This is a genomic window from Arthrobacter sp. BGA-UO-ETr-C19, assembly GCF_059568005.1.
On sequence record NZ_JCAQPC010000024.1, the window covers coordinates 817487 to 843799 of the forward strand.

The following is a 26313-nucleotide window of genomic DNA, read 5'->3' on the forward strand; positions in this document are numbered from 1 at the left end:
GGAGCCTATGGAAAGCTTGTGGGGTGCTGTTTGTCAGAACATACGCAGATTAGGCGGAGTCCCTGCGTGCCTCATTTTCCTGCAGGTTGACGGCGCCCTGCAGGGGGCTGGCCGTGAGGCCACTGTGGTCGACAGGGCACTCGGCCTTGGGCTGGGCCGCCGGCTGCTCCACGGTGATGCCGTACAGGGTTTCCAGGGCTGCGACGTAGTCGTCCTGTTGGCCGTTGGACGCCAGCTCGCGGGCGCGGACGGTGGGGACATGGAGCAGTTGCTTCACCATGCGGCGCAGTGCAAACTCCACCTCTTCGGCAGCTGCGGTGCAGCCGTGGCGGGCCCGCACCTTTTCCATTTCCGCGTCGAGCACGTTCATGGTGTGGCGGCGGAGGGCAACAATGGCCGAGTCCACGGACCGCGCCTCGCGTTCCTGTTCAAACGCCTGGGCGGCGCCGGTGACCATGCTGCTGGCCTGGGCGAGCGATTCCGCCTGCTCCTGGGGTGCCGCGAGCCGTACGGATTCCAGCGTCAGGAGCTCCACGCCGTCGAGCTCTCCCACGGCGGGATCAAAATCGTGGGTGAGCGCCAGGTCGATGGCGATCAGCGGCTGGGTGGACCCGGCGCGGACCTGGGCGAGCTCGGCGGCTTCCACCCTCGTGTCCGAGCCGCTGCAGCCGATCATGACGTCGGCGGCGGCGACGGCGGCGTTTAGGGTGTCGCCGTCGAGGGCGGTCCCGCCGCGGGTGGCCACGAAGGTGGCCGCGCGTCCTGACGACGAGAACACAGAGACATCGCGACAGCCGCGTTCGCGGAGGAGGGCCATGGTGGCGCCGGCGTAGGCGCCGGTGCCGAACACCACGACCTTCTTCTTCGACCAGTCGGTCTCTTCAGACAGGTCGATGGCGAGGTCGAGGGCCACCGAGACGATGGACAGGCCTCGGGAGCCGAGAGCTGTCTGCGCGCCGACGTCCTTGGCGGTCTTGGAAGCGGCCTGGAACAGGCGGACCAGTCCGGCGCTGGCGGTGCCCTCCTGCTGGGCGGTGATCAGGGCCCGGCGCACCTGCCCGGCGATTTCACGCTCGCCAACAACTGCGGAATCGAGTCCGGAGCTCACGGCGAAGAGGTGCTGGCTGACGTCGGGGCCGGTGTGCGTGCTGAACGACCGGGACACGAGCTGCTCGTTGAGTCCGCTGGTTTCGCTGATCTGGCCCACCAGGGCGGCGCGTGCGGCCTCCACGTCGTCGACGTGCGGCGCCTCGCCGTAGATTTCGTAGCGGTTGCAGGTGGCAAGGACAACAGCGCCCTTGACCGCCGGCGATCCGGCGAGGGCGGACGTGGCAATGCCAGAAGAACCGTTGCTCAGCTGAGCAACGGTTTCGAGGTCGATGTCGGCGTGTGTAGCCACCAATGAAAAAAGAACCACAGCAGGACAATCATAGCTTTTTCGCACCGGCGTAGAACAACCCTTCGAAGGGATAGGGGGTTTAACCCCCTGTGATTCGTGCCACGGCCGGATTGGGGCTGCCGCGGGATGACAAGCTGTCGTTATCTTTTGGGTTCGATTTTGGGCACAATCAAAGGCATGACTTCTAGCGCTCTGACACCCGCCGGCACCGGACTCGACGCAGGCCATCCGCTTCGCGACGGACGCACCGCAGACTCTCCGCTCATCACGGCGTACCGCGGCGGCAAGCCGAGCCGCCGCCCGGTGTGGTTCATGCGCCAGGCCGGGCGTTCCCTGCCCGAATACCTGAAGGTGCGCGAGGGCGTCGCCATGCTCGACTCCTGCCTCCGGCCCGAGCTTGCCTCGGAAATCACCCTGCAGCCGGTACGCCGGCACGATGTGGACGCGGGCATCTTCTTCTCCGACATTGTTATTCCACTTAAGCTTGCCGGCGTCGGCGTGGACATTGTCCCCGGCGTGGGTCCGGTCCTGGACAGGCCCGTGCGGACCGCCGCCGATGTCGCCGCCCTGCCCCGGCTCACCGAGGAGTCGCTGGAACCCATCCGGGAAGCCGTCCGGCTGACGGTGGATCAGCTCGGCAAGACCCCGCTCATCGGCTTCGCCGGAGCACCCTTCACACTGGCCGCGTACATGGTGGAGGGCCGGCCCTCCCGCGACCACCTGGGACCGCGCACCATGATGCACGCCGACCCCGATACGTGGACGGCGCTGGCCAACTGGGCCGCGGATGCCTCCGGCCTGTTCCTTCGCGCCCAGCTGGAGGCGGGGGCCTCCGCCGGCCAGCTCTTTGACTCGTGGGCGGGCTCCCTGGGCCTGGCCGACTACACCCGCTTCGTCGCCGCAGCCTCGTCCCGCGCCCTGGACCACGTCCGGGACCTCGGCGCGCCGCTGGTCCACTTCGGCACCGGCACGTCCGAGCTGCTGGTGGCCATGCGCGACGTCGGTGTTGACGTCGTCGGCGTGGACTACCGGCTGCCGCTGGATGAGGCCAATCGCAGGCTGGGCGGCACCGTCCCGCTGCAGGGCAACATCGACCCTGCGCTGCTGTCCGCTCCGTGGGAGGTCCTTGAGGCGCACGTCCGTGAGGTCATCGCGCAGGGCGCTGCCGCCCCCGGCCATGTGCTGAACCTTGGCCACGGCGTGCCGCCGGAAACGGACCCCGAGGTCCTGACGCGCGTCGTCGAACTCATCCACTCCGTCTCTCCGGAGTAAGGGCCGTGGCTGCGGGCAGACCTCCGGCTGCCGGACGCACGGCGCTGGTGGTCGGCGGTGGCATCTCCGGGCTCCTGGCTGCCCGGGAACTGGCACGGGCAGGCCTCAGCACCACAGTGCTGGAAGCTGCCGACGCGTGGGGCGGCTGTGTGGGCCGCCATGACGTGGCCGGGCTGACCCTGGACAGCGGGGCCGAGTCCTTCGCCACCCGTTCCACCGCCGTGGCAGACCTGGCTGCTGAACTCGGGCTGGGCGGACACATCGTTGCCCCGCGGCCCGGCGGCGCCTGGGTGCAGCTGCCGGGCGGACCCCGCGAACTTCCCAAGACCGGCGTGCTGGGCATCCCGGCCAATCCGTGGGATCCGGAGGTCCGCCGCTCGCTGGGCCTGGGCGGGTCCCTGCGCGCCTCGCTGGACAAGCTGCTGCCCGCCTCCGTGGGAACCACGGCCGAGGTTTCCAGCGTCTCCGCGCTGGTGCGGGCCCGGATGGGGCGCCGCGTCCTGGAACGGCTGGTGGAACCGGTGGTGGGCGGCGTGCATTCGGCTGACCCGGGCCTGCTCGACGTGGACATGGTGGCACCGGGGTTGCGCGCGGGCATCACCCGGCACGGCTCGCTGGCTGCGGCCGTGGCCGCCCAGCGCAAGGGGACCGGAACCCCGGCCACGGCAACACCGGCCACTGCAACGCAGGGCGCGTCAGCGCAAGTGCAAGGCGGGCAGGCCAAGGCAGGCTCCGCCGTCGCGGGCCTGAGGGGCGGCATGCACACCCTCGTCACGGAGCTCGTGGCGGACCTCCGGGCGCGCGGCGTGCATTTGCTGCCGGGGACCCCGGCGACCGCCGTCGCACGGACCCCGGATGGCTGGGTGGTGGCGGCGGGGGAGGACAGCCACACGGCCGACGTTCTAGTGGTCGCCCTGGACGGGCCGTCTGCAGTTCGGCTCCTCGGGGAAGCGGTCCCGGCGTTGGCCGCGCATCAGCCTGGGCCCGGACCCGTGGTCAAGCTTGTGACACTCGTTGTTGATCTTCCCGCGCTGGACAAGCGGCCGCGTGGCACCGGAATCCTGGTGGCGCCGCAAACCGGCGGAATCCAAGCGAAGGCCCTCACCCACGCCACCGGCAAATGGGACTGGGTGGCGGAAGCGGCCGGAGGCGGCAGGCACGTGCTGCGGCTCTCCTATGGACGCAGCGAGGGCGCGCCGGCCACGCCGGCGGCCGCCGTGCGGGGGCCGGAATCGGCGTCGGACGAGGAACTTCTTGACATGGCTTTGCAGGATGCGTCAGCGCTGCTGACCGTGCCCGTCACACGGGAGGCGCTGGTGGACTGGGACGTCGTCAGCTGGGCAGGAGCGCTGCCGTTTGCCGCTGTGGGGCACCGCCAGCGGGTAGCCGAAGTCCGGCAGGTCTGCGCCGGCATTGACGGGCTGCTGATGGTCGGCGGCTGGCTGGCCGGCAACGGGCTGGCGGCTGTGGTGGCCGACACGAAAACACAGGTCGCGGCCTTCCTGGCGTAGGCAGGAAGGAGGTGTCCGGGGCTTGCCCGGAGACAGGTTCCCTGCCGCCCGCGATACCTTCCGGGAGGACCTTCCGCAAGTTTCTCCCTGCGCGAAAATCTGTTTAGGGTCGATGACTATGGTCAATCAGAAGTCCGATGGTTTTCGTTCGCTGACTGGTTTCCATGGGGGTCTTCGGCGCGGCACCGCAGCAGCTGCGTTCGGAGCGGTACTGGTCTTGTCCGCAGGTGTTCCTGCATCCAACGCTGCTGCGTCCGAGCTGCCCGCATCCGACCTGCTGGCGGACCCCGGTCAGGGCGGCACTGCCGCCGGAACGGGTCTGGCTGCCACCGTCGACGCCGCCGGCCTTGAGGCCTGGGCGGCGGCTGCGCTGTCCAACGGGAAGGGATCCGATGCGGACGAACGCGATCGTCCCGCGGAACCTGCACCCTCGGAGTCGCCCTCGCTTGCACCTGTGGCCCCGGTTCCGACGCCGGACCCTTCCGTGACCATCTCCGCCCGCCCGACGCCGGCCGTTCCGGTGCCCTTGCCTTCTGTCACGGTCCCTTCCATTCCGGTTCCGACTTCGCCGGTTCCGACTGTTCCCGTACCGACCACTCCGGCGCCGTCATCTCCCGCCCCATCGCCGAGCTCCTCCGGAAGTGCGGCGCCTGCGCCGACGCGGACAGCAGAACCTGCAGCGCAGCCCTCGTCGGCAGCCCCGTCCTCGCCGGGAACGGCATCGCCGTCAGGAACGGCAGCGGGAACGGGAGGCTGGTCGGGACCCTCAGCCGGCACCGGCGGCACGCCCGCCGGGCAGGCTCCGGGCTTGGCGCCCGGAACCGCCGGATCCTCTGTGCCGGCTGCCGGCAGTTCCCAGGGCGCGGCGACCACCGAAACCCCGTCCGCCGACGCCAGCCCGTTCGCGGAGATCACCGGCCTGTCGGGCGGCGCCGGCCTGCGGGGACGTTCGGCCGCAGGCGTCGCCGGTGGAGTCTGGGGCTCGGCGCAGCTCGCAGGACCCAACAACATGGCCACGATCAGCTCGCCCTACACGCGCGGACCGGCCGAGAGCGCTGTCATGGGCGTTTCGCGGAGCGGGACCATCGAGCCGCAGGTGTGGTGGGGAGCAGGGCTGCTGGCGCTTGCCGGGGCGGCGGGTGTTGCGGCAGTCCGGATCCGGCGGGTGCTGTGAAATTAACCACTTCTACATGTCGTAGAAGTTGAGTTTTTCGACTTAGGCCGCATGGAAGGGGCAGGATAGTAACCATGAGCCACACTCCTGCCGAATCTGTCACTAAAACCGAAGAATCAGCCGAGCAGTTCTTCACCCTCTGGAGCGTTTTCAAGCGCTCCGCCGAGGTCCTCCGCAGCGCCGATGCCGCCGAGGATTTCGACGCCCTGGTGGCCCGCCTGGCCGAGGGAGGGGTGACCCACCGTGGAAGCTATGACGTTTCCGCCATGCGCGCCGACGCCGACGTCATGGTCTGGCTCCACGGCCCCAAGCCCGAGGCGCTGCAGCAGGCCATCCGTGACATCCGCCGCAGCAAGCTGTTCGCGGGGACCGAGCTCGTGTGGTCCGCCATGGGCGTGCACCGTGAAGCGGAGTTCGCCAAGAACCACACGCCGGCGTTTTCCCGCGGCGTGGAGCCGGCCGAATGGCTGTGCGTGTACCCGTTCGTCCGCTCCTACGAGTGGTACCTGCTCCCGGACAACGAGCGCGGCAAGATGCTGCGTGACCATGGCCTGCTGGGACGTGACTTCCCGCAGGTCATTTCCAACACGGTTTCCTCGTTTGCCCTCGGTGACTGGGAGTGGATCCTTGGTCTGGAGGCGCCGGAACTCGTGGACCTCGTTGACCTGATGCGCCACCTGCGTTCCACGGAAGCGCGCAACCACGTCCGCGAGGAGATCCCGTTCTACACCGGGCGGCGCATCTCGTCCGGTGAGATTGCCGAGGTCCTCGCATGAGCCCGCTGGATCCCCAGGTCGGTGCCGTAAATCCCGTCACTGAGACCGGCAGGATGGCCCCCAAGGAATACGACGGCGTCCTCCTCGCCTCCTTCGGCGGCCCCGAAGGCCAGGACGACGTGATCCCGTTCCTCCGCAACGTCACCCGCGGCCGGGGGATCCCCGATGAGCGCCTCGAAGAGGTGTCACACCACTACCGCGCCAACGGCGGCATCAGCCCCATCAACCAGCAGAACCGCGAGCTGAAGGCCGCCCTCGAAGCCGAGCTGGCAGCGCGGGGCATCGACCTGCCCGTGCTGTGGGGCAACCGCAACTGGGACCCCTACATCCCGCAGACCCTCCAGGACGCGTACGACGCCGGCCACCGCCGCCTGCTCATGCTCACCACGAGCGCATACTCGTGCTACTCCAGCTGCCGCCAGTACCGCGAGGACATCGGCATGGCACTGACCGAAACCGGGCTCGACGGCAGGCTGGAAGTGGACAAGGTCCGCCAGTACTTCGACCACCCCGGCTTCGTGGAACCCTTCATCACGGGCACCGCCCAGGGGGTCGCCGACGTGCGCGCGCAATTGGCCGCTGCCGGCAAGCCCGACGCCCCCATCCACGTTCTCTTCGCCACCCACTCCATCCCCACCCGGGACGCCGTGGCCGCCGGCCGTTCCGAGGACGAGCCCCGTGAATTTGCTGAGGATTCCGCCTACGTGGCCCAGCACCTCGCCAACGGTGCGGAGATCATGCGCCGCGTGGAAGCCGATTCCGGCCTGTCCGCGCCCTGGTCCCTCGTCTACCAGTCCCGGTCCGGCGCTCCGCACATCCCGTGGCTTGAGCCGGACATCAACGATGCCATCGAGGACCTCGCCAAGCAGGGCGTCGCTGGTATCGTGATCGTCCCCCTCGGCTTCGTCAGCGACCACATGGAGGTGGTCTGGGACCTCGACACCGAAGCGCTGCAGACCTGCCAGGACCTGGGCCTTGCCGCCACGCGAGTGCCCACGCCGGGGACGCACCGCCGCTTCGTCGAGGGGCTCGTGGAACTGATTTGCGAACGGACGGCAGCCAACAACATCGCGGACCGCCAGGCTGTTACCGGCCTCGGCCCCTGGTATGACGTTTGCCGTCCCGGCTGCTGCGAAAACTTCCGCGGCGAAAAGCCCACCATTGCCGGAGCAGACACCACCGTGGGCCAGGGGCACGACCCCTACCCCGACGCCGGGCAGGACGCGAAGTGACAGTACGGATCGGCACCAGGGCGAGCAAGCTCGCCCTGACGCAGACGCAGCAGACGGCCGACCGGCTGGCCGCCGTCGGAGGTTTCGACGTCGAACTCGTCCATGTCAGGACCGACGGCGACGTCCTCACCGGCTCGCTGTCCCAGATGGGCGGCACCGGCGTCTTCGTCGCCGCGTTGCGCGACGCGCTGCTGCGCAACGAGTGCGACGTGGCCGTGCACTCCCTGAAGGACCTGCCCACGGGTTCCGCCCCGGGTCTGGCGCTGGCCGCAACCCCGCCCCGGGTGGACGTCCGCGACGTCCTCTGCGCCCGCGACGGCCTCAAGCTTGCCGACCTGCCCAAGGGTGCCCGCGTCGGCACGGGCTCTCCCCGCCGGGCCGCGCAGCTGCGCGCCGTCCGCCCCGACCTGGACATCGTGGATATCCGGGGCAACGTCGACACCCGGCTGGGCCGGGTGCCCGGCCTGCCGGGCAACGCCACCGACGCGGTGGTTGCCGGGAAGTCGTGCGACCTCGACGCCGTCGTCCTCGCCGCCGCCGGACTGGAACGCATCGGCCGCCTGGATACCGTCACCGAATATCTGGAGACGGACATCATGCTTCCGGCAGCCGGCCAGGGGTCGCTGGCCATCGAATGCCGCACCGCTGAGGCGCCGCGCCGGGCCGGATCCACTGAGGGGTCGCAGGGGGTGCTCGCCCAGGCGCTGGCCGCCCTTGACGACGCCGACACCAGGCTTGCGGTCACGGCAGAACGTGCACTGCTTGCACGGCTCGAGGCAGGCTGCGCAGCCCCCGTTGGCGCCTACGCGTACCGCAAGGGCAGCATGCTCCACCTGGAAGCGGTGGTCTGCGCCGTGGACGGCACTGCCTCGGTGCGGGACAAGCGTGCCACGGACGGTCTCACCGAAGTCGGTGCCACCCTGCTCGGAATCGAACTGGCCGAGGTCCTGCTGGCTGCGGGGGCTGCGGACATCGCGGACCTGACGGCCTCCTGACCGCAGCCGGCCACCGGATGGGAGCGACGAGCGGGGAGAACCGGGCAGGCGGGCGGCCGCTGGACGGGTGCCGCGTCCTGGTGACGCGAAGCCCCGAGCGGTCCGGGCCCCTGGCCGAGGCACTGCGGCTGGCCGGCGCCGTTCCCCTCCTGCTGCCGCTGACGGCCACCGAACGCGCCCAGGACCAGGCAGCGCTTGAGGACGCCTTTGTGGCGCTGGGTGCGGGCCGCTTTGAATGGCTCGTGGTCAGCAGTGCCACCACCGTCCTCGCGCTGCAGGAAAAGGCGGCAGAGCGCGCCGTGAAACTGGGCGACTGGCTTCCGCCCGGAACCCGGGTCGCCGCCGTTGGCCCCGCCAGCCGGAGGGCGCTTGAGGCTGCAGGGATTGCCGTGCACTTCGAGCCGCAGCACGAACATTCGGCGGCCGGGATGATCAACGGGTGGCCCGGCGGTCCCGCCGAAGTGCTGCTGCCGCAGGCCGATATTGCCGCCCCGGCGCTGGCCCGGGGGCTTGAGGCGAAGGGTGCCCGGGTCCGCACTGTGGTGGCCTATTCCACGGTGGACTTCCCAGCCGAGCCGGCGCGGCGCCTCGGCCGGAGCGGCGGCGACGGACCCGATAGCTACGGACCCGATAGCGAAGGCACGGCCGCCGCGCTGCCGCTCCTGACGCCCGCCGAAGCGAAAGCCGAGGTCGACGACGGCGCCCTCGCCGCCGTCGTCGCCGCCTCACCCAGCGCCGTCCGGCGCATCGGCGCCACCCTTGCGCCCCTTGGCTCCTGCCGCCTCGTGGCCATCGGCCCGGCGACAGCGGCCGAGGCGGAAGCGCAGGGGCTCACCGTAGCGGCCACGGCACGGGAGGCCACGCCCGAAGGGCTCGTGGCGGCCGTCATCCGGGCGCTTGCCCCCTAAACATCCACTCATCCACAGCAGGCCCACAGTGAAGGACAGGACATGAGCTTTCCGAACCACCGCCCCCGGCGGCTCCGCACCACCCCCGCCATGCGCAGGCTCACGGCCGAACACCGGCTCGCCCCGGCAGACCTGATCCTTCCCGCGTTCATCCGCGAGGGGCTGTCGGAGCCCAACCCGATCGCCTCCATGCCGGGCGTCGTGCAGCACACCACCGACACCCTCAAACGGGCGGCAGCCGAAGCCGTGGAACTGGGCGTCGGCGGCATCATGCTGTTCGGCATTCCCGAAACCAGGGACGCCGAGGGAACGGCGTCCCTGGACCCGGACGGCGTGCTCAACAAGGCCATCCGCGACGTGCGCGCCGAGGTGGGGGACAGCCTCGTGGTGATGAGCGACGTCTGCCTGGACGAATTCACCGACCACGGCCACTGCGGTGTCCTCGACAGCGACGGCTACGTGGACAACGACGCCACGCTGGAGATCTACGCGAGGATGGCGGTGGCCCAGGCCGACGCCGGTGCCCACGTGCTGGGGCCGTCCGGAATGATGGACGGACAGATCGGCGTGATCCGTCAGGCCCTGGAGGAGGCCGGCCACGTGAACACCGCCGTGGTGGCCTACGCCGCAAAGTACGCGTCGGCGTTTTACGGCCCCTTCCGGGAGGCGGTGGACTCACAGCTGAAGGGCGACCGCAGGACCTACCAGATGGACGCCGCCAACCGCCGCGAGGCCATCCAGGAGGTGGAACTAGATCTTGCCGAGGGTGCAGACATGGTGATGGTCAAGCCGGCCATGAGCTACCTCGACATCCTGGCCGACGTCGCCGAAATGAGCCCCGTGCCTGTTGCCGCCTACCAGATCTCGGGCGAGTACGCCATGATCGAGGCCGCCGCCGCCAACGGCTGGATCGACCGCCGGGCGGCCATCACCGAGTCGGTCCTGGGTATCCGCCGTGCCGGAGCCAACATGGTCCTGACCTACTGGGCCACCGAAATCGCCGGCTGGCTCAAGGAATCCTGATGGCGGAACCGGCCCCGAGCCAGACCACAGCACCGGCCGCCCCGGTGGGTCCCGGGCAAATCCTGCTGGGCCTGAACACCTTCGGCGACGTCGGGCTGGACGGCGAGGGCGAGCCGAAGCCGCATGCCGTGGTACTGCGGGAGCTGCTGGACCAGGCGGTCCTGGCTGACGCCGTCGGCCTCCACGCCTTCGGCGTGGGGGAGCACCACCGCCGCGACTTTGCGGTCTCCGCCCCCGAGGTGTTCCTGGCAGCCGCCGCGGCCAGGACCAGCAGGATCCGGCTCGGTTCCGCCGTGACCGTCCTCAGTTCCGATGACCCCATCCGCGTGTTCCAGCGCTTCTCCACGGTGGACGCCCTCTCCGGCGGCCGCGCCGAGGTGATGCTGGGCCGCGGCTCGTTCATCGAGTCCTTTCCGCTGTTCGGCCTCGACCTTGCGGACTACGAGGTGCTGTTCGAGGAGAAGCTCGAACTCTTCGACAAGGTGCGGGCGCAGAAGCCGGTCCACTGGGAGGGACGCACCCGGCCTTCGCTGGCCGGGCTGAGCGTCTACCCGCCGCTGGAGCACCACCTGCTGCCTGCCTGGATCGGCGTGGGCGGCACCCCGGAGTCCGTCCTGCGGTGCGCGGAATACGGCTACCCGATCATCTTTGCCATCATCGGCGGCCAGCCCCGGGCGTTCGCCCCGCTGGTGGACCTGTACCGCGAGGCGATGGCCAAGTACGGCCATCCCATGCAGCAAATCGCCACCCACTCGCCCGGCCACATAGCTGAAACCGACGAGGCCGCCCGCGAGGAGCTGTTTCCGCACTGGCTGGCCCAGCGGAACAGGATCGGGGCCGAGCGGGGCTGGGGCCCGGGAAACCGGCGGGAATTCGACGCCATGTGCGGTCCCGAGGGCGCCCTGTACGTCGGATCGCCTGAGACGGTGGCGCAGAAGATTGCGCTGCTCAAGCGGAACCTCGGCGTCGACCGCTTCGACCTGAAATACGGCAACGGCACGCTGCCGCACGAATCCATGATGCGCTGCATCGAACTCTTCGGCACCGTGGTGGCACCCCGGGTGGCCGAGCTCCTGTCCGGTGACACTCCCGCAGCCTGAAAGAATGGGAACCATGACTTCCAGTACCCCTCGCAATGAGGAACTTTTCGACCGCGCCCGTCAGCTGATGCCCGGCGGCGTGAACTCCCCGGTCCGCGCCTTCGGTTCCGTCGGCGGCACGCCCCGCTTCATGGTCGCGGCCAAGGGCCCGTACCTGACCGACGCCGACGGCAAAGACTACGTGGACCTGGTCTGCTCCTGGGGCCCGGCCCTGCTGGGGCACGCCCACCCGGCCGTCCTTGACGCCGTGCACGCCGCCGTGGACCGTGGCCTCTCCTTCGGTGCCTCGACCCCCGATGAAGCCAACCTCGCGGCCATCGTCAAGGAACGCGTTTCCGCCGTCGAACGGCTGCGCATGGTGTCCACCGGCACGGAAGCCACCATGACGGCGATCCGGCTCGCCCGGGGCTTCACCGGCCGCAACCTGGTCATCAAGTTTGCCGGCTGCTACCACGGGCACCTCGACGGGCTGCTTGCTTCCGCCGGCTCCGGCGTGGCCACCCTGGCCCTCCCCGGCTCCGCGGGCGTCACGGCCGCCACCGCCGCCGAGACCCTCGTGCTTCCCTACAACGACCTCGGCGCCGTTGAGGCAGCCTTCGCCGAGCACGGGCCCAACATCGCCGCCGTCATTACCGAGGCGGCGCCCGCCAACATGGGCGTGGTCACGCCCGGCGAGGGCTTCAATGCAGGCCTCTCACGGATTACCGCAGCCCACGGCGCCCTGCTCATCGTCGACGAGGTCCTGACCGGCTTCCGCACCGGCTACTCGGGCTACTGGGGCCTCACCGGCGGCGCGGCCGACGCCACGGAAAAGTGGACCCCCGATCTTCTGACGTTCGGCAAGGTGATCGGCGGGGGCATGCCGACGGCGGCCCTCGGCGGACGTGCCGACGTCATGGATTACCTCGCGCCGCTCGGTCCCGTCTACCAGGCCGGCACGCTGTCCGGAAACCCGGTGGCCATGGCTGCCGGTGTCGCCACCCTGACGCACGCCACTGCCGAGGTGTACTCGTTCATCGATGCCCGCTCGCTGGAACTGTCCGGCGCACTGTCCGCCGCCTTGGCTGCGGCCGGCGTGGACCACTCCATCCAGCGCGCCGGCAACCTGTTCTCGGTGGCCTTCGGCACCTCCGAGCAGGGGGTCCACAACTACAGCGACGCACTGAAGCAGGAGTCGTTCCGCTATGCGCCTTTCTTCCACTCCATGCTGGATTCGGGTGTCTACCTGCCGCCGTCCGTCTTCGAGGCCTGGTTCCTGTCCGCGGCGCACGACGACGCCGCCATGAACCGGATCTTCGAGGCGCTGCCTGCCGCCGCGGAGGCGGCCGCAGCAGCGAAGGCCTGAACCGCCGTCGGGCCTTCTTTCCACTAAAAAACTCTGGCACCCGCCGCGGCGGGTGCCAGAGTTTTTTGCTGTTCGGTGTCCCGGCTTGCCCGGACGCCTGCCTAGAGGACGTCCGAGAGGAATCCCTGCAGCCGCTCCGTCTGCGGGTTTTCAAACACCTGTCCGGGCGGGCCCGACTCCACCACCACACCGCCGTCCATGAAGGTCACGGTGTCCGAGACGTTGCGTGAAAAGCCCATCTCGTGGGTCACCACCACCATGGTCATGCCACCCTTCGCGAGGTCTGCCATGAGGGCCAGGACCCCCTTGACCAGCTCGGGGTCGAGGGCCGAGGTGGCCTCGTCGAAGAACATGACCTCCGGCTTCATGGCAAGGGCGCGCGCAATGGCCACCCGCTGCTGCTGGCCGCCGGAGAGGGTGGCAGGGCGGACATCGGCCTTGTGCTTGAGCCCAACGAGGTCGAGCTGCTCAAGGGCCTCCTCGCGCGCCTGCTCCTTCGGCAGTTTCCGCAGCTTGCGCAGGGCGAACGCCACGTTCTCGCCGACAGTCTTGTGCGGGAACAGGTTGAACTGCTGGAAGACCATGCCGATCCTGCGCCGCAGCTCGTCAGGGTTCTCGTTCAGGACCGACTTGCCGTCCAGGAGGATGTCCCCGGCGTCCGGTTCGATCAGCCGGTTCATCACGCGCAGAAGGGTCGACTTCCCGGAGCCGGACGGGCCGATCACCGACGCTGTGGTGCCGGCCGGGACGCTCAGGTCGATGCCGCGGAGGACCTTGTTGTGCCCGAAGGCGAGGTGGACGTTTTTCGCTTCGAGAGAGCCTGAGGTGAACTGGCTCATGCGTGGGCTCCCTTCCCGACGACGGCGGCAGCCTCGTCAGGTTCTTTCTTCTCCGGTTTGCCGGTGCGCAGGCGTGCGTCGATCCAGTTGACGAAGTGGGTCAGCGGAACGGTCATCGCGAGATAGAACACGGCGGCCGCGACGTAGCCGGACAGGTTGCCGCTTCGGGCGGCGGCGTCCTGGCCGATCTGGAACAGCTCCCGTTCGGAGGCCAGGAGTCCCAGGGTAAAGACCAGCGAGGACTCCTTGATCAGCGCGATGAACTGGTTCACCAGCGCCGGGAGCACGCGCCGGATGCCCTGCGGTACGACGACCATGCGCAGCGAGGGGCCGTAGCCGAAGCCCAGGGCGCGGGCGGCCTCGAGCTGGCCCTTGTCGACGCTTTGGATGCCGGAGCGGAAGATCTCCCCGATGTAGGCGCTGGACATGAGCGAGAGCGCGGCGATGCCCATGGGGTAAGGGCTGGCGATGCCGGTCAGCTCGCGGAAGATGGGGCCGAAGCCGAGGCCGATGACGAGGATGGTGAGAACCGCCGGGAGTCCACGGAACACGTCCGTGTACACCCGGGCGGCCCACCGCGCCACAGGATTACGCGAGATGCCCATCAGGGCCAGCACCATGCCGACCACGCAGCCGATGATGCCCGAGACGATCGCGAGGACGAGGGTGTTGGGCAGACCGACCGAGAACATGGCCGGGAGTACCTCGGCGATGGCCTTCCAGTCCAGGAAGGTCTCGGCGAGCCTGTTCAGATAATCCATGTGGCGCCTGTCAGTCGATTACTTCGTGGGGACCTGGACGGCCTTGCTGCCCGGCTTCCAGCCCTCAGGAGTCTGCTCCTTGATGGTCGGGCGGTCCGTGTACCACTGGGTGGTGAGCTTGGTCCACGTGCCATCGGCGATCACGGCGTCGAGGGCCGAGTTGAGCGCGTCAGCGAGGGGCTTGTTGTCCTTGGCCACTGCGTACGCCGTGAAGTTCTGGGTGTTAACCTTCTTCTCGGCGATCTTGGTGCCGTCGCCCGACTTGACCTGGCCCTCGGCCTGCTGCGAAGGAGCAACCCAGGCGTCGATCTGGCCGCTCTTCACGTTCGCGTAGACCGTGTTGTAGTCCGGGAAGCGGACCGGCTCGAGCTTCAGCGTGTTCGTGACGAAGTCGTCCTGGACGGTGCCCTGGACGACGCCGATGCGTACACCCTGCTTCAGGTCGTCGAAGGACTTCACCTTCGCGTCATCCTTGGTCACGATCGCCATGTAGCCGAAGTCGTAGCCGTTGGTGAAGGCCACGGTCTCGCGGCGGGCGTCCGTGGTGGAGATGGAGGAGGAGCCGACGTCGAACTGCTTGTTCTTCACCTGTGCCAGGAGGCCCTGGAACTTGGTCGACGCGAACTCGACCTTGAGGCCGAGCTTGGCCGCCATGGCCTTCAGGAGTTCGTTGTCGTACCCCGTGAAGTTTCCGTCCTTATCGATGAAGATGTTGGGCGGCGCGTCGGAAAGGGTGCCGACCTTGAGGGTGCCGGGAGTGATCAGGCCAAGCTTGGACTTGTCGATCTTGTCCAGGGCGGTGACGTCCTTGGTGGTGTACTTGTCCAGCGTCTGCTGGTCGCTGCCGGCGAGGGCGTCGGTCGACGAGCCACTGGGAGCAGCGGTACCTCCACCGCAGGCAGCCAGGGATACGGCCATGACTACGGCCACGGGAACCGTGGACAGCCACTTCAAGGCTTTGATTTTCATCACGCATCACTTTCATTGGGATAATCGAGGGCGGGCAGTCAAGCCGTCTGGAGCCAAGATCCGGCCCCGCAGAGGGCGCGCCCGCAAAACTTAATTGTCTCACTTGCCCTTAACGCGGACGTTAGACGGCGCAATGAATGGGATGTGGCACTATGTGCCGAATATAATGCAGGTTTCCGTGGAGTGGCTAGTCAATAGCGATGACAGAAGTGGCTGTCGCGGAATCAGCAAGGCAGGGCGGGGACGCTGGCAGGGTGGGCCCGTTTTTGTGAATTGCGTCGCACCGGTCAGAAGCCGCCGCGGCTGGCATCCTCAGGAGGGAGCACGGGCCAGTCACCCTCGATGACGGCGGCGGGCTTGGTCTTGCGGAGGTACTGCTGGAAGTCGGCGGCCTGACTGACGGCCCAGTCCACCTGAAGCTGGTGCAGTTGCCCGGCCGGCATGCTCAGTTTGGGGAATTTTCCGGCCATGGCGTCGAGCATGCGCAAAGTTGCCAGTGCATCCGCGGCCGATGTGTGGGCGTTTTCCAGCTCCACGCCGTACTCCTCGCACAGGGCGGTCAGCGTCCTCTTGCCCTTGCGATACCGGTCCACCTGCTTGTTCATGATGTAGGGGTCCAGGACGGGGAACCTGCTCAGTTGCGGGACGCCGTAGCGGGCCGACTCGGCGGCCAGGACGGTGAAGTCGTAGCTGGCGTTGAACGCGATCACCGGAACGCCGTCATCGAAGAGCCCCTGGAGCACGGCAGCTACTTCCCTGGTGACCTCGGCCGCAGGCCGGCCGTGGCTGCGGGCGTGTTCAGTGGTGACCCCGTGGATATCGCTCGCCTCCGCCGGAATCTCAACGCCCGGATCGGCCAGCCACTCATGCTCGCGAATCACGCTGCCGGAGCTGTCCACCAGGGTGATCGAAGCCGTCACGATCCGGGCGGCACGGGAGTTGCGGCCCGTGGTTTCGAGGTCGAACGCGGCCCGGGGGAGAGTGTTCCAAGTGCTCATGGCTCCAAATTACCCGGAGCCACCGACAGTAAAGGTCCTTGCCCCGCGCGTGTCCGGCCTGGTGTCGGAAGACATGGTGTGGGAAGGCGCACACGGCGCCGACCTGACCGCTGACGATGTGTGCCGGCCGATAGTCTGGGGGCATGCGGGCGGAGTATGTGGAGGCGGTTTTGGCGGTGGTTGACCTCATCCCGGCCGGCACGGCGGTGGCTTATGGCGACGTAGCTGAGCTTCTTGGCACCGGAGGACCGCGGCAGGTGGGGTCCGTGCTGAGCCATTACGGCAGCGGCGTCCCATGGTGGCGGGTACTGCGGGCCAGCGGACTGGCCCCCGATGGCCATGAGTCCGAGGCCCTCGAGTACTACCTGCAGGAGGGCACGCCCCTGCGCGGGGACTATCAAAGCTTTGCGAGGACGGGCGAGGGACGGTGGCGGGTCGATCTGACCACTGCCCGGTGGGCGCCGTCCGACGCCGATTTTGACGCCTTGGACGTGATCGCCGAGCGGCTGGAAGCGTCGCTGCGAAAATTGTCAGTGCCGGATGATGGAATGTCCGTGTGACCGCAACACTCGACCAGACCTCCGAAGATCCCGCATCCGCCCTCACTTCCGAACGGGACCACGCGGGCTCAGCCTCCGCCGCCCCCTTCCCGTCCACCGGTCTTCGCTTGCTGCCCCCTCGGCAGGTGCACTCCCGCGTTCCGGTCCTCACTGCGGACCAGCTGGCCGCCGTCGAAGTGCCCCGGGGATCCGGCCCCGTACTGGTCCCCGGAGCGCCCGGAACCGGAAAATCCACCGTGCTCATCGAGGCGGCGATCCGCCGGGTGGAGACGGAAGGGGTGGACCCCGAACGAATCCTTATCCTCGCCCCGGGACGGCTTGCCGCTGACACTCTCCGGGACCGGTTTACCGCCCGGTTGAACCGGAGCCTGAGCACCACGCCGGCGCGCACCTGGGCCGCGTATGCCTTCGACCTCATCCGCCGCGCCAAGGCGGAAGGACTCCTGCCACTGTCGAAGGCCCCGAGGCTCCTGTCAGGCCCTGAGCAGGACCTCATCATCAAGGAACTGCTGGAGGGCCACGCCCTGCCGGGACTCGGGCTGCCCTGGCCCGATGACCTCACGGCAGCCCTGCCCACGCGCGGGTTCCGGCACGAGGTCCGCCAGCTCTTCGACCGCATTACAGAGTCGGGCCGCACCGCCGAAGACCTCGCCGGCCTGGGCCGCGCCTGCGGACGGCCGGACTGGATTGCCGCAGCGGCACTGTACGCCGAGTACCGCGACGTCCTCGACCTGCGAATGCCCGAGGCATTCGACCCCGCGGGCATCATCACGGCCGCCCGCCAGCTCTTTCAGGATTTCCCCGGCTTCCTAGCGGCGGAGCGCGACCGGCTCCAGCTGATTCTGGTGGACGATATCCAGGAGGCCAACCCCGCCGTCTTCGAGCTCCTGGCCGATGTGGCCGCCGGCAAGGATGTCTACGTGACGTCCGCACCGGACACGGTGGTGCAGGGGTTCCGTGGAGCGCGGCCGGATCTTGTGGCCGAACTCCCGGACCTGCTGGGCGGCGGGGAACGGACAGTCGTTGAAAAGCCGCTGTCCCGTGCCCACCGCCATCAGCCGGCGGTGGCCCAAGCCTGGCTGGGAGTCGCGGACCGGATCTCAGTCCGGTCCGGCGGCCAGCTCGCCCGCCGTCTGGACCCGGTTGGCTCCGTTCCTGGTGATGATGCCGGGGACCCCGGTGATTCTGCCCGGCCGGATGAAGGCGGCACCGTGGAAGCGCACCTTCTGCCCTCGGCGGTGCATGAGTTACGGTACGTCGCCCAAAGGATCCTCGAGGCGCACCTGAGGGACGGGCGGCCGCTCGAGGACATCGCCGTTATCGTCCGGAACGGCGGCCAGCTGAGCCAGCTGCAGCGCTACCTCTCGGGCCAGGGAATCCCGGTGCGGATTCCGGTGGCCGAAGCCGCCGTGCGCGATGAGGTGGCCGTCCGTCCGCTGCTCGACGCCTACGCGGTGGCCCTGGATCCCGCGGTCCTCACGCCGGAATCGGCGGTGTCGTCGCTGACATCCCGGATCGGCGGTGCGACGTCCCTCGAACTGCGGCGGCTCCGCCAGTCGCTCCGGCGGGAGGAACTGCTGGGCGGCGGCGGACGCTCCAGCGATTCCCTGCTTGTGGAGGCGCTCCTTGAGCCCGGCGCGCTGGGCTCACTGGGCATTGAGGGCCGGTCGGCGCGAAGGGTCGCGCGGATGATCCAGGCCGGGCGGAAGGCCGTTGCCGAACCCGGTGCCAACGCCGAGACCGTATTGTGGGCCCTCTGGCACTCCACCGGGCTCGCAGCGGCATGGACGGCCGCTGCCCTGGCCGGCGGACTCGTCGGAGCCCGGGCCGACCGGGACCTGGACGCCATGATGGCGCTGTTCCATACGGCCGAGCGCTACGTGGACCAGATGCCCGGATCGGGCGCGGAACAGTTTCTCGAATACCTGCTGAACCAGGAACTGCCCATGGACACCCTGGCGGCGCGTGCGCAGGTTGACGACGCCGTGGAACTCATGACGCCTGCCAGCGCCGCCGGCCGGGAATGGCCGTTTGTCATCGTCGCTGGCCTGCAGGAAGGAGTCTGGCCCAACACCCGCCTCCGCGGCGAGCTCCTGGGCAGCACACTGTTCGCGGACGCCGTCGAACACGGCGTGGAGTACGCGCTCCAGCTTGGCCCGCTGAGCCGGCTGCGGGAGATCCGCTACGACGAACTCCGCAGCTTTTCCACGGCGGTGTCCCGGGCCAAGGACGTGCTGCTGTGCACCGCCGTGTCGTCGGAGGATGAACAGCCCTCCTCCTTCCTGGACTACGTCGCGCCGCTGCTGCCGGGCCAGGAGGGGCGCGGCTACACCCCCGTGGAACGGCCCCTGACGCTGCGTGCGCTCGTGGCCGAACTCCGCCAGTACGCCCAGCTGGACGGCAGACTGGCCGCCGAGGCAGACGAAGCCGTACGTGTCCTGGCCCGCCTTGCCACCGCCGAGCCTCCTGTTCCCGGAGCGCATCCGGACACCTGGTGGGGTCTTGCCCCGCTGACGAGCGTGGACCGGGTGGTGCCGCCGGGCGGCACCGTCTACGTTTCGCCCTCCAAGGTGGAGTCGGTGCAGAAATCCCCGCTGGACTGGTTTATCCAGGCCGCGGGCGGCGAAGCGGCCACGGACTTCGCCCGCAGCCTCGGAACGCTGGTGCACGCCATCGCCCAGGATCTCCCCGACGCCAGCGGAGCCGAATACCTTGCCGAACTCGTCCGGCGTTGGCCGGCTCTGGGTATGAAGGACAACTGGGAAGGCAAGCTGGACTTCCGCAGGGCAGAAGCCATGGTCCGGAAACTGGCGCAGTACATCCTGGTCATGCGCAGCGAGGGCCGGCGCCTCGCGGGAGTCGAGCAGGACTTCGAGGTGATCCTGCCCGAGCCCGGTGCTGTGCCCCGAGATCATGTTCCCGCCGATGACGGACCCCGGTCGGCCGTCCTGCGCGGACAGGTGGACCGGCTGGAGATCGATGCCGAGGGGCGGCTGGTGATCGTGGACCTCAAGACGGGCAAGCGGCAGCCGGGCAAGGCCGAACTGGGCAGGCACCCGCAGCTGGGCGCCTACCAGGCGGCCGTGCTGGCGGGGGGCTTCGGACCCTCCGACGCTGCCGAGGCCGAGCCCCAGCCCGGCGGTGCCGTGCTGGCCCAGCTGGGCACAACCACCAAGAGCCCGGGTATCCAGCATCAGGACCCGCTGGACCCGGGCGACAACTGGGCGATGGAAATGGTTAACGACGCAGCCGCGGTGATGTCCGGCCACGAATTCGAGGCAAGGCACGATCCCGCCAAGGCCGGTTTCGGCGGCCCAGGCTGCCGGCTGCCGGAAGTATGTCCGCTCTGTGCGCGGGGAAAGCAGGTTACAGAATGAGCCGGACGGCAGAGCTGCCCGAGCCCAGGTTCAGTCCCGAAGAGCTGTCCGCCCTGCTGGGCGAGAAAAACCTGCCGACGGCGGAACAGTCGGCCATCATCTCTTCGCCGCTGGCGCCCCGGCTGGTTATCGCCGGTGCGGGCTCGGGCAAGACGGCCACCATGGCCGACCGCGTCGTCTGGCTGGTCGCGAACGGTTGGGTCAAGCCGGAGGAAGTCCTCGGTGTCACGTTCACCAGAAAGGCCGCCGGTGAACTTGCCAGCCGCATCCGCGCCAAACTCAGTGCGCTGCAGCGGACGGCCACCGGCGGCGCCGTGGCAGGGGCGCTGCTCAGCGCCGACGCCCTGGAACCGAAGGTTTCCACCTACCACTCCTTTGCCAGCGGCATCGTCTCCGACTACGGCCTGCGGCTCGGGATCGAGCGGGACGTCGTGTTGCTGGGCGGCGCCCAGGCCTGGCAGCTGGCCAGTGAGGTGGTCGAGGCGTTCGACGGCGAGTATTCCCATTTCAAGGTGGCCAAGTCCACGCTCGTCAAAGCGGTCATCCAGCTCGCGGGGGAGTGCGCCGAGCACCTCCAGGACCCGGACGGTGTGCAGGGCTGGCTGATGCAGCGGCTCGCCGAGTTCGAGGCCCTGCCGTATGTGGCCGGGGCCAAGAAGAACCCCAGCCAGGCCGTCGGCGAACTCGGAGCCATGCTCCGCACGCGGGCCAGTGTGGCAGAGCTCGTGGGGCGGTACGCGGAAGCCAAAAGGGCGCGCGGAGCGCTTGACTTCGGCGACCTCGTGGCGCTCGCGGCACGCGTGGCCCGCGAGGTGCCACTGGCCGCCGAGATGGAACGGCAACGCTACAAGGTGGTGCTGCTGGACGAATTCCAGGACACCTCCCACGCCCAGCTGGTGCTGTTCTCCAGGCTCTTCGGTGACGGCCACGCCGTCACCGCCGTCGGTGATCCGAACCAGTCCATCTACGGCTTCCGCGGCGCGTCGGCCGGACAGCTGTTCCACTTTGTCAATGAGTTTCCGGTCTGCGTGGCGGACAGCCAGTCAGGACCGGCGTCCCGGCGTCCCGCCCCCGTTTCATACCTGACCACCGCGTGGCGGAACGGCCGCAACATCCTTGCCGCCGCCAACCTTATCTCGGCTCCGCTCAGCGCCGCCGCGGCGCAGGCCGGACCCGCCGGGCAGCGGTCGTCCAGCGCGGCCGTGGAGGTGCCCGCGCTGCGGCCGAGCCCGGCCGCGGTGCAGGGCCGGGTGGTGATTGGTCGTTTTGCCACGGATGAAGATGAAGCAGCGGCGATCGCCAAGGATCTCCTGAGGTTCAGGGCAACGGATTTCGAAGGCTCTTCCACGGAACCGCGCGTCCAGCCTGCCATGGCCGTCCTGTGCCGCAGGCGCGCGCAGATGGAATGCCTGCGCAAGGAGTTCGAAGCCACAGGGATCCCGTACGAGATTGTGGGCCTGGGAGGGCTGCTGGACACTCCCGAAATCGTGGACCTGGTCTCCACGCTGCGGGTCCTGGCCGATGCGGGCCGGTCGGACTCGCTGATGCGGCTCCTGGCCGGTGCCCGGTGGAGGATCGGTCCCGCCGACCTCATGGCGTTCCGGGACTGGTCCACGTTTTTGGCCCGGCGCCGCGGCATGGTCGATAGCGGCCGCGGGCTGGGCGTGAACGATCCGTCGGGTGACGAGGATCAGGAAACCCAGGACGTCGTCATCGAGGGCGACATCACCGATGCAGCCAGCCTCGTCGAAGCCTTGGACTGGCTCCCCAACGAGGGCTGGACGTCCGCGCACGGCCGCAGCCTGACCCCTCCTGCGCGGGAGCGGCTGCAGCGCCTCGGCACGGAGCTGCGGCAGCTTCGGGCCCTGATGGGGGAGGACCTGACCACCCTGCTGGGCGAGGTGGAACGGGCCATGCTGCTGGACATCGAGGTTGCTGCGAGGCCAGGATTCAGCATTCACCAGGCGCGGCGGAACCTGGATGCGTTCCAGGACGCGGCCGCAGGGTTCCTGCAGACATCCCACCGGGTGGACGTCCTGGCCTTCCTTTCATGGCTGGAGGCGGCAGCCTCAGAGGAGGGCGGCCTGGATGTGCCGCCTGCTGACGTCAACCATGAGGCCGTGCAGCTGCTGACGGTGCACGCCTCGAAGGGACTCGAATGGGACGTCGTGTTCGTACCTGGCCTGAATTCGGGCGCGTTCCCCAGCAGCCGCGACTCGAGGTGGAGCAGCGGTTCCGCGGCCCTGCCCTGGCCCCTCAGGGGTGACCGTGCCGATCTTCCGCAGTGGGATCTGGACCAGCCTGACCAAAAGGGGTGGCTCGACGCCGAGAAGGTGTTCAAGGGAGACGTCCAGGCCCACGGCGAGGCTGAGGAACGGAGACTGGCCTACGTTGCCTACACCCGCGCCAAACATGTGCTCTGGGTTTCCAGCGGAGCGTGGGTCGGCGGGCGCGGCGGGATGGCGGAGATGTCACCGTTCCTTGCTGAGCTGGCGCCGCTGGCAGAACAGGAAACTGCGGAAATCCACCCTGGCTCTGTCGACGAGGAGTCACTGCCCCAGGAAAGTCCACTGACCCGGGAACTGGAGGTGGCCGCCTGGCCGTATGATCCGCTGGAAGGTCCTGTGGACCCCCGCAGCGGCAACCGCCTCCGGCTTGTACCGGGACGGCGGGCGGCCATGGACCGTGCCGCCGAACGGCTGCTCACCGAGATCGCCGCTGTCGAAGCCGGTGCGCCGGGGCTCCCGGAGGGCACGGGGCTCCGCGCCCACGCGGCGGGCTGGGAACGCGAAGCTGCCCTCCTTCTGGAACGCCGCGCCAGGCGGGCCCGTAGCCGCGACGTTCATCTGCCCGGGCATATCTCAGCGTCCACCCTGGTGGACCTGGGGGAGGACGCCGGGGCAGTGGTCCAGCGGCTCAGGAGGCCTGTTCCGCGCGAACCAGGCATGTCCGCGCGCAAGGGCACCGCCTTCCATGCCTGGGTCGAAGAGTACTTTGGAACGGCAGGAATGCTGGATCTCGGCGAAGCGCCCGGCTCTGATAACCACATTGATGAGGCCTACGGCCTCGACGACATGGTTGCTACCTTCAAGGACTCCCGTTGGGCACACAGATCGCCTGCCTACGTGGAGGTCCCCGTGGAGACCCGGATCGGCGATGTCGTAGTCCGCGGCCGCATCGACGCGGTGTTCCGGGACGCCGACGGCGGCTGGGACCTCGTGGACTGGAAGACAGGCCGGCGGCCGTCCGCAGGGCAGCTGAAGACCAAGAGCGTCCAGCTTGCTGTCTACCGGCTGGCCTGGGCCAGGCTCAAGGGCGTGCCGCTGGAGGAGGTCCGGGCTGCCTTTTTCTATGTCGCGGACAACCATGTGGTGCGCCCCCACGACCTCGCGTCAGGGGCCGAGCTGGAAGGGATCGTGGCCGCCGCCCTCTCCAGTTAGAAAGTGCAGGCAGCGTGGAAGCGCAGGCCGGTCGGGAAGCGCAGGCCGGTTGGGATCCGGCCCGGTTATGTCGTCTTGGCGTCGACCACAGTGAGGGCAACCGTGGACGTGTCGGCGCCTGAGGGCTTCGCGGCCGCGGCATCTTCCTGTTCCCCGTCCTGTGCCCCGGCCTGTTCCCCGTCCGCTTCGGCATCGTCAGATGCGCCGGCATCCTCCGCCGCGTCGTCGTCAACTAAGTCTTGCGACGCGTCCTGCCCTGACGGCTGGTCTGCATTCCCTCCGGCGTCCTCCTCGTCAGGCGGGATGGGCGTCACCTCGACCGGAAGGGGCTTCACGTCAACCGGGATTGGCGTGACGTGCACGGCGGGCAAGGCCTCGGAAATGTTGGTGCCCGCCGCTGCGTCAACGAGGCCGGGTGAGGCCGGTGGCTGGCCGGTTGGCGGGGACTCGGGCTGGGCCGGCGGCAGCGGTTCCACGCTGATGGGCTGGCCGCCGTATTCGGCGATGTCGTCAGCCAGCGTGGCAAGCATGCCTTCGGCCTCGGCGATCATGTCGGCGTCGGCTGCTGCGATGCCCTTGACGAGGTACTGGGCCAGCGCAAATTCGGCCGATAGTGCGGCGCGGCGCAGCAGGTGGTTGTCCGGCGCGTCCCGGCGCTTCGCGGTGTAGTGCTTGACCACAGCGTCGACGAATTCGTGCTCATTGGACGCCACGAGCCAGGCGAGGTCGTCGGCGGGGTCGCCGATGCGCAGGTCGGTCCAGCCGGTGACGGCAGTGACGCGGTGGTCCTCGACCAGCAGGTTGTCCTCGTGCAGGTCCCCGTGGACCACACAGGGGTTGAACCGCCACAGCGAGACGTCTTCCATGGCGTGCTCCCAGCGGCGGAGCAGGAGCGCCGGGATCTTGCCTGTGGTCGCGGCCTGGTCGAGTTCGTTGAGCCTGCGCTGGCGGAACTCGTTCGGCGTGTAACTGGGCAGGTCGGCGTTGCTCACCAGCGCCCTGGGCAGGTCGTGAATGGCAGCCAGCGCCGTGCCGATTTCCTTTGCCAGCTCCTGCGGACCAGCCGTCAGCTCTTCGACGGTGCGCGTGGTGCCCTGCAGGTGGGAGTACACGAAGGTGGTCAGGTTCTGCTGCCGGACGGTGCCGGCCACGGTCGGCATGAGGAACGGCAGCTCTGCCCGGATGGCGGGTGCGAAAGCGCGAAGTACCAGGAACTCGGTCTCCAGCCTGGTGCTTGCCTCCGCGTGCCGGGGTGAGCGGACGCGCCAGCGCTTGCCTTCGGCATCAAGAAGGAGGGCCGAATCAAAGTCTGCCGGGTCATCCGGGGCAGAGCTCACAGCAGTCGGGCTCAGTCCGGGGACTGCCGCGGTGGCCACAGCTGCCAGTTCGATTGGTTCTCTTCTCACGCTTCCACGGTAGATTGAGCGGCGTCCAAGACAATGATGTGTCGCGGCGAGTCTCGAGATCCGCCTAAATATGGGTACGGCGAGGCAAGCGAAGTGGCACTGTCCGTGCCCGCCGGTGCCCTCCTGAAATGTAAATTGTCACTGTGAGTCAGTACGGTGGATACATGAGTCATGCGGAGGCCGCTGTGCCGGTCGGTCAAGCGGCGGGCACCTTGCCGGAACATCAGCTGCCGGCAGGCGAACTGCCGGCCAACCATCTCTTCGACACCGTGCTGCCGGTTCGGCCCGCAATGGTCAACAGGGGGTCGGTTGAGCGGATGAGGGCAAGCCTGGTTCCGGACCTGCTGGCGGCGGGAACGGCCAAGGCCATGCTCCTGTCCGGACGGCATGCGCTGGTCCACGGAGACGCGCTCGTCCTGGCAGAGGCCGGTCCGTTGCTGGACCGGCTCGAGAAGTCGGCGTCCGGTCCGGCGCACATCATCTATCTGGGCGCGGCCCTGGGCTCCGAGGACCTTCCCGCAGGTACCGGCGTCCTGCTTTTCGTCCTGCCGGAACCGGTGGATCCCGGTCCGGCCGGCTTGCCCGCCGGAGCCACCTGGGAAGGCTTCCGGGACGTCGCCGCGCAACTGGATCCCACGCACACCGCACTGTTCGTTGAGGCCAGTGCCATTGCCAACTGGCACGCCACCCACACCCACTGTCCGCGGTGCGGCGCCGTCACAAATGTGGAGGCCGGCGGATGGGTCCGGCGGTGCCCGGCTGACAACTCCGAACACTACCCGCGCACGGACCCGGCCATAATCGTCACGGTGGTTGGCCCGGACGGCCGTGTCCTGCTGGGCGGCGGCGGTCCCCTGGACGCAAAGAACTACTCCACACTTGCCGGATTCGTTGAGCCCGGGGAATCCCTCGAGCAGGCCGTGGTCCGGGAAATCCAGGAAGAGGTGGGCGTGCGGGTCAAGGCGTGCCAGTACCTCGGCTCCCAGTCGTGGCCGTTCCCGGCGTCCCTCATGCTCGGCTTTACAGCCGTCACCGACGACACAGAAGCAAAGCCCGACGGCGTCGAGGTCACCAGGGCGCGCTGGTTCAGCCGGGAGGAAGTCCAGGAGGCCGTGCTTAGCGGTGAAATCGTCATCTCCACCAGGCTCTCCATCGCCAGGTCCCTCATCGAGCACTGGTACGGCGGCGTGATCCAGGACCGTCCGGCCGAGGACTGACCGGCCCGCGG

The 26313-nt window shown here is 68.7% G+C and carries 21 protein-coding genes; 14 read left to right on the forward strand and 7 right to left on the reverse strand.

The genetic code is table 11. The features are described from left to right. Positions 1-49: 49 nt before the first annotated feature. Entirely contained in the window at positions 50-1417 is a 1368-nt protein-coding gene (locus tag AC57BR_RS22740; RefSeq protein WP_496364692.1) for a glutamyl-tRNA reductase, read from the reverse strand. Between the two features lie 159 nt (positions 1418-1576). On the opposite strand from AC57BR_RS22740, the gene hemE reads away from it, so the two are divergent. Both hemE and hemG read left to right on the forward strand, forming a co-directional pair. After that, entirely contained in the window at positions 1577-2671 is a 1095-nt protein-coding gene (gene hemE / locus AC57BR_RS22745) for a uroporphyrinogen decarboxylase (protein ID WP_496364694.1), read from the forward strand. A gap of 5 nt (positions 2672-2676) precedes the next feature. Further along, on the forward strand, positions 2677-4182 hold the full coding sequence (gene hemG, locus AC57BR_RS22750) for a protoporphyrinogen oxidase (protein WP_496364696.1): 1506 nt from the start codon (positions 2677-2679) through the stop codon (positions 4180-4182). 291 nt (positions 4183-4473) lie between these two features. Here the strand turns inward: hemG and AC57BR_RS22755 are convergent, their stop codons facing one another. Continuing rightward, entirely contained in the window at positions 4474-4959 is a 486-nt protein-coding gene (locus AC57BR_RS22755; RefSeq protein WP_496364698.1) for a hypothetical protein, read from the reverse strand. Between the two features lie 31 nt (positions 4960-4990). On the opposite strand from AC57BR_RS22755, the gene AC57BR_RS22760 reads away from it, so the two are divergent. From AC57BR_RS22760 to hemL, 8 genes are all read left to right on the forward strand, one after another. After that, a complete protein-coding gene (locus AC57BR_RS22760; protein WP_496364700.1) occupies positions 4991-5356 on the forward strand; it encodes a hypothetical protein in 366 nt (121 codons plus the stop codon). Positions 5357-5430: 74 nt separating this feature from the next. Further along, positions 5431-6132: a hydrogen peroxide-dependent heme synthase gene (hemQ, locus tag AC57BR_RS22765; protein WP_496364702.1), complete on the forward strand. Its 702-nt coding sequence runs from the start codon at positions 5431-5433 to the stop codon at positions 6130-6132. After that, positions 6129-7364: a ferrochelatase gene (locus AC57BR_RS22770; RefSeq protein ID WP_496364704.1), complete on the forward strand. Its 1236-nt coding sequence runs from the start codon at positions 6129-6131 to the stop codon at positions 7362-7364. The genes hemQ and AC57BR_RS22770 overlap by 4 nt, the downstream gene beginning before the upstream one ends. Further along, positions 7361-8359, forward strand: coding sequence for a hydroxymethylbilane synthase (gene hemC / locus AC57BR_RS22775; RefSeq protein ID WP_496364706.1), 999 nt, complete (start codon positions 7361-7363; stop codon positions 8357-8359). Before AC57BR_RS22770 ends, hemC begins: the two co-directional genes overlap by 4 nt. A 17-nt stretch (positions 8360-8376) precedes the next feature. Then, positions 8377-9267, forward strand: coding sequence for a uroporphyrinogen-III synthase (locus tag AC57BR_RS22780; RefSeq protein ID WP_496364708.1), 891 nt, complete (start codon positions 8377-8379; stop codon positions 9265-9267). A gap of 42 nt (positions 9268-9309) precedes the next feature. Next, positions 9310-10290: a porphobilinogen synthase gene (hemB, locus tag AC57BR_RS22785; protein WP_496364710.1), complete on the forward strand. Its 981-nt coding sequence runs from the start codon at positions 9310-9312 to the stop codon at positions 10288-10290. Then, the gene (locus AC57BR_RS22790) at positions 10290-11390 is read left to right on the forward strand and encodes an LLM class flavin-dependent oxidoreductase (protein WP_496364712.1); all 1101 of its coding nucleotides are present in this window, start codon (positions 10290-10292) and stop codon (positions 11388-11390) included. Before hemB ends, AC57BR_RS22790 begins: the two co-directional genes overlap by 1 nt. A 13-nt stretch (positions 11391-11403) precedes the next feature. Then, positions 11404-12735: a glutamate-1-semialdehyde 2,1-aminomutase gene (gene hemL, locus AC57BR_RS22795; RefSeq protein ID WP_496364714.1), complete on the forward strand. Its 1332-nt coding sequence runs from the start codon at positions 11404-11406 to the stop codon at positions 12733-12735. A 101-nt stretch (positions 12736-12836) separates the two neighbouring features. On the opposite strand, the gene AC57BR_RS22800 is transcribed toward hemL, so the two are convergent. The 4 genes from AC57BR_RS22800 to AC57BR_RS22815 all read right to left on the reverse strand — a co-directional run bounded on the left by AC57BR_RS22800 (position 12837) and on the right by AC57BR_RS22815 (position 16302). Next, a complete protein-coding gene (locus AC57BR_RS22800) occupies positions 12837-13574 on the reverse strand; it encodes an amino acid ABC transporter ATP-binding protein (protein ID WP_496364716.1) in 738 nt (245 codons plus the stop codon). After that, positions 13571-14335, reverse strand: a complete 765-nt coding sequence (locus tag AC57BR_RS22805; protein ID WP_003805061.1) for an amino acid ABC transporter permease — start codon at positions 14333-14335, stop codon at positions 13571-13573. Before AC57BR_RS22805 ends, AC57BR_RS22800 begins: the two co-directional genes overlap by 4 nt. A gap of 18 nt (positions 14336-14353) precedes the next feature. Then, positions 14354-15304: an ABC transporter substrate-binding protein gene (locus AC57BR_RS22810; protein ID WP_496364718.1), complete on the reverse strand. Its 951-nt coding sequence runs from the start codon at positions 15302-15304 to the stop codon at positions 14354-14356. A gap of 287 nt (positions 15305-15591) precedes the next feature. Then, positions 15592-16302: a 3'-5' exonuclease gene (locus AC57BR_RS22815; protein ID WP_496364720.1), complete on the reverse strand. Its 711-nt coding sequence runs from the start codon at positions 16300-16302 to the stop codon at positions 15592-15594. Positions 16303-16445: 143 nt separating this feature from the next. On the opposite strand from AC57BR_RS22815, the gene AC57BR_RS22820 reads away from it, so the two are divergent. The 3 genes from AC57BR_RS22820 to AC57BR_RS22830 all read left to right on the forward strand — a co-directional run bounded on the left by AC57BR_RS22820 (position 16446) and on the right by AC57BR_RS22830 (position 23679). After that, a complete protein-coding gene (locus tag AC57BR_RS22820; protein WP_496364722.1) occupies positions 16446-16862 on the forward strand; it encodes an MGMT family protein in 417 nt (138 codons plus the stop codon). Between the two features lie 125 nt (positions 16863-16987). Beyond that, entirely contained in the window at positions 16988-20239 is a 3252-nt protein-coding gene (locus AC57BR_RS22825) for an ATP-dependent helicase (RefSeq protein WP_496365209.1), read from the forward strand. After that, a complete protein-coding gene (locus tag AC57BR_RS22830; protein ID WP_496364724.1) occupies positions 20236-23679 on the forward strand; it encodes an ATP-dependent helicase in 3444 nt (1147 codons plus the stop codon). The genes AC57BR_RS22825 and AC57BR_RS22830 overlap by 4 nt, the downstream gene beginning before the upstream one ends. A gap of 65 nt (positions 23680-23744) precedes the next feature. On the opposite strand, the gene AC57BR_RS22835 is transcribed toward AC57BR_RS22830, so the two are convergent. Next, positions 23745-25085 carry a macrolide 2'-phosphotransferase gene (locus AC57BR_RS22835; protein ID WP_496364726.1) on the reverse strand — a complete coding sequence of 447 codons (1341 nt, stop codon included), beginning with the start codon at positions 25083-25085 and terminating at the stop codon, positions 23745-23747. A 164-nt stretch (positions 25086-25249) separates the two neighbouring features. On the opposite strand from AC57BR_RS22835, the gene nudC reads away from it, so the two are divergent. Continuing rightward, complete coding sequence (gene nudC / locus AC57BR_RS22840; RefSeq protein WP_496364728.1) at positions 25250-26302, forward strand: NAD(+) diphosphatase; 1053 nt, start codon at positions 25250-25252, stop codon at positions 26300-26302. Positions 26303-26313: the final 11 nt, after the last annotated feature.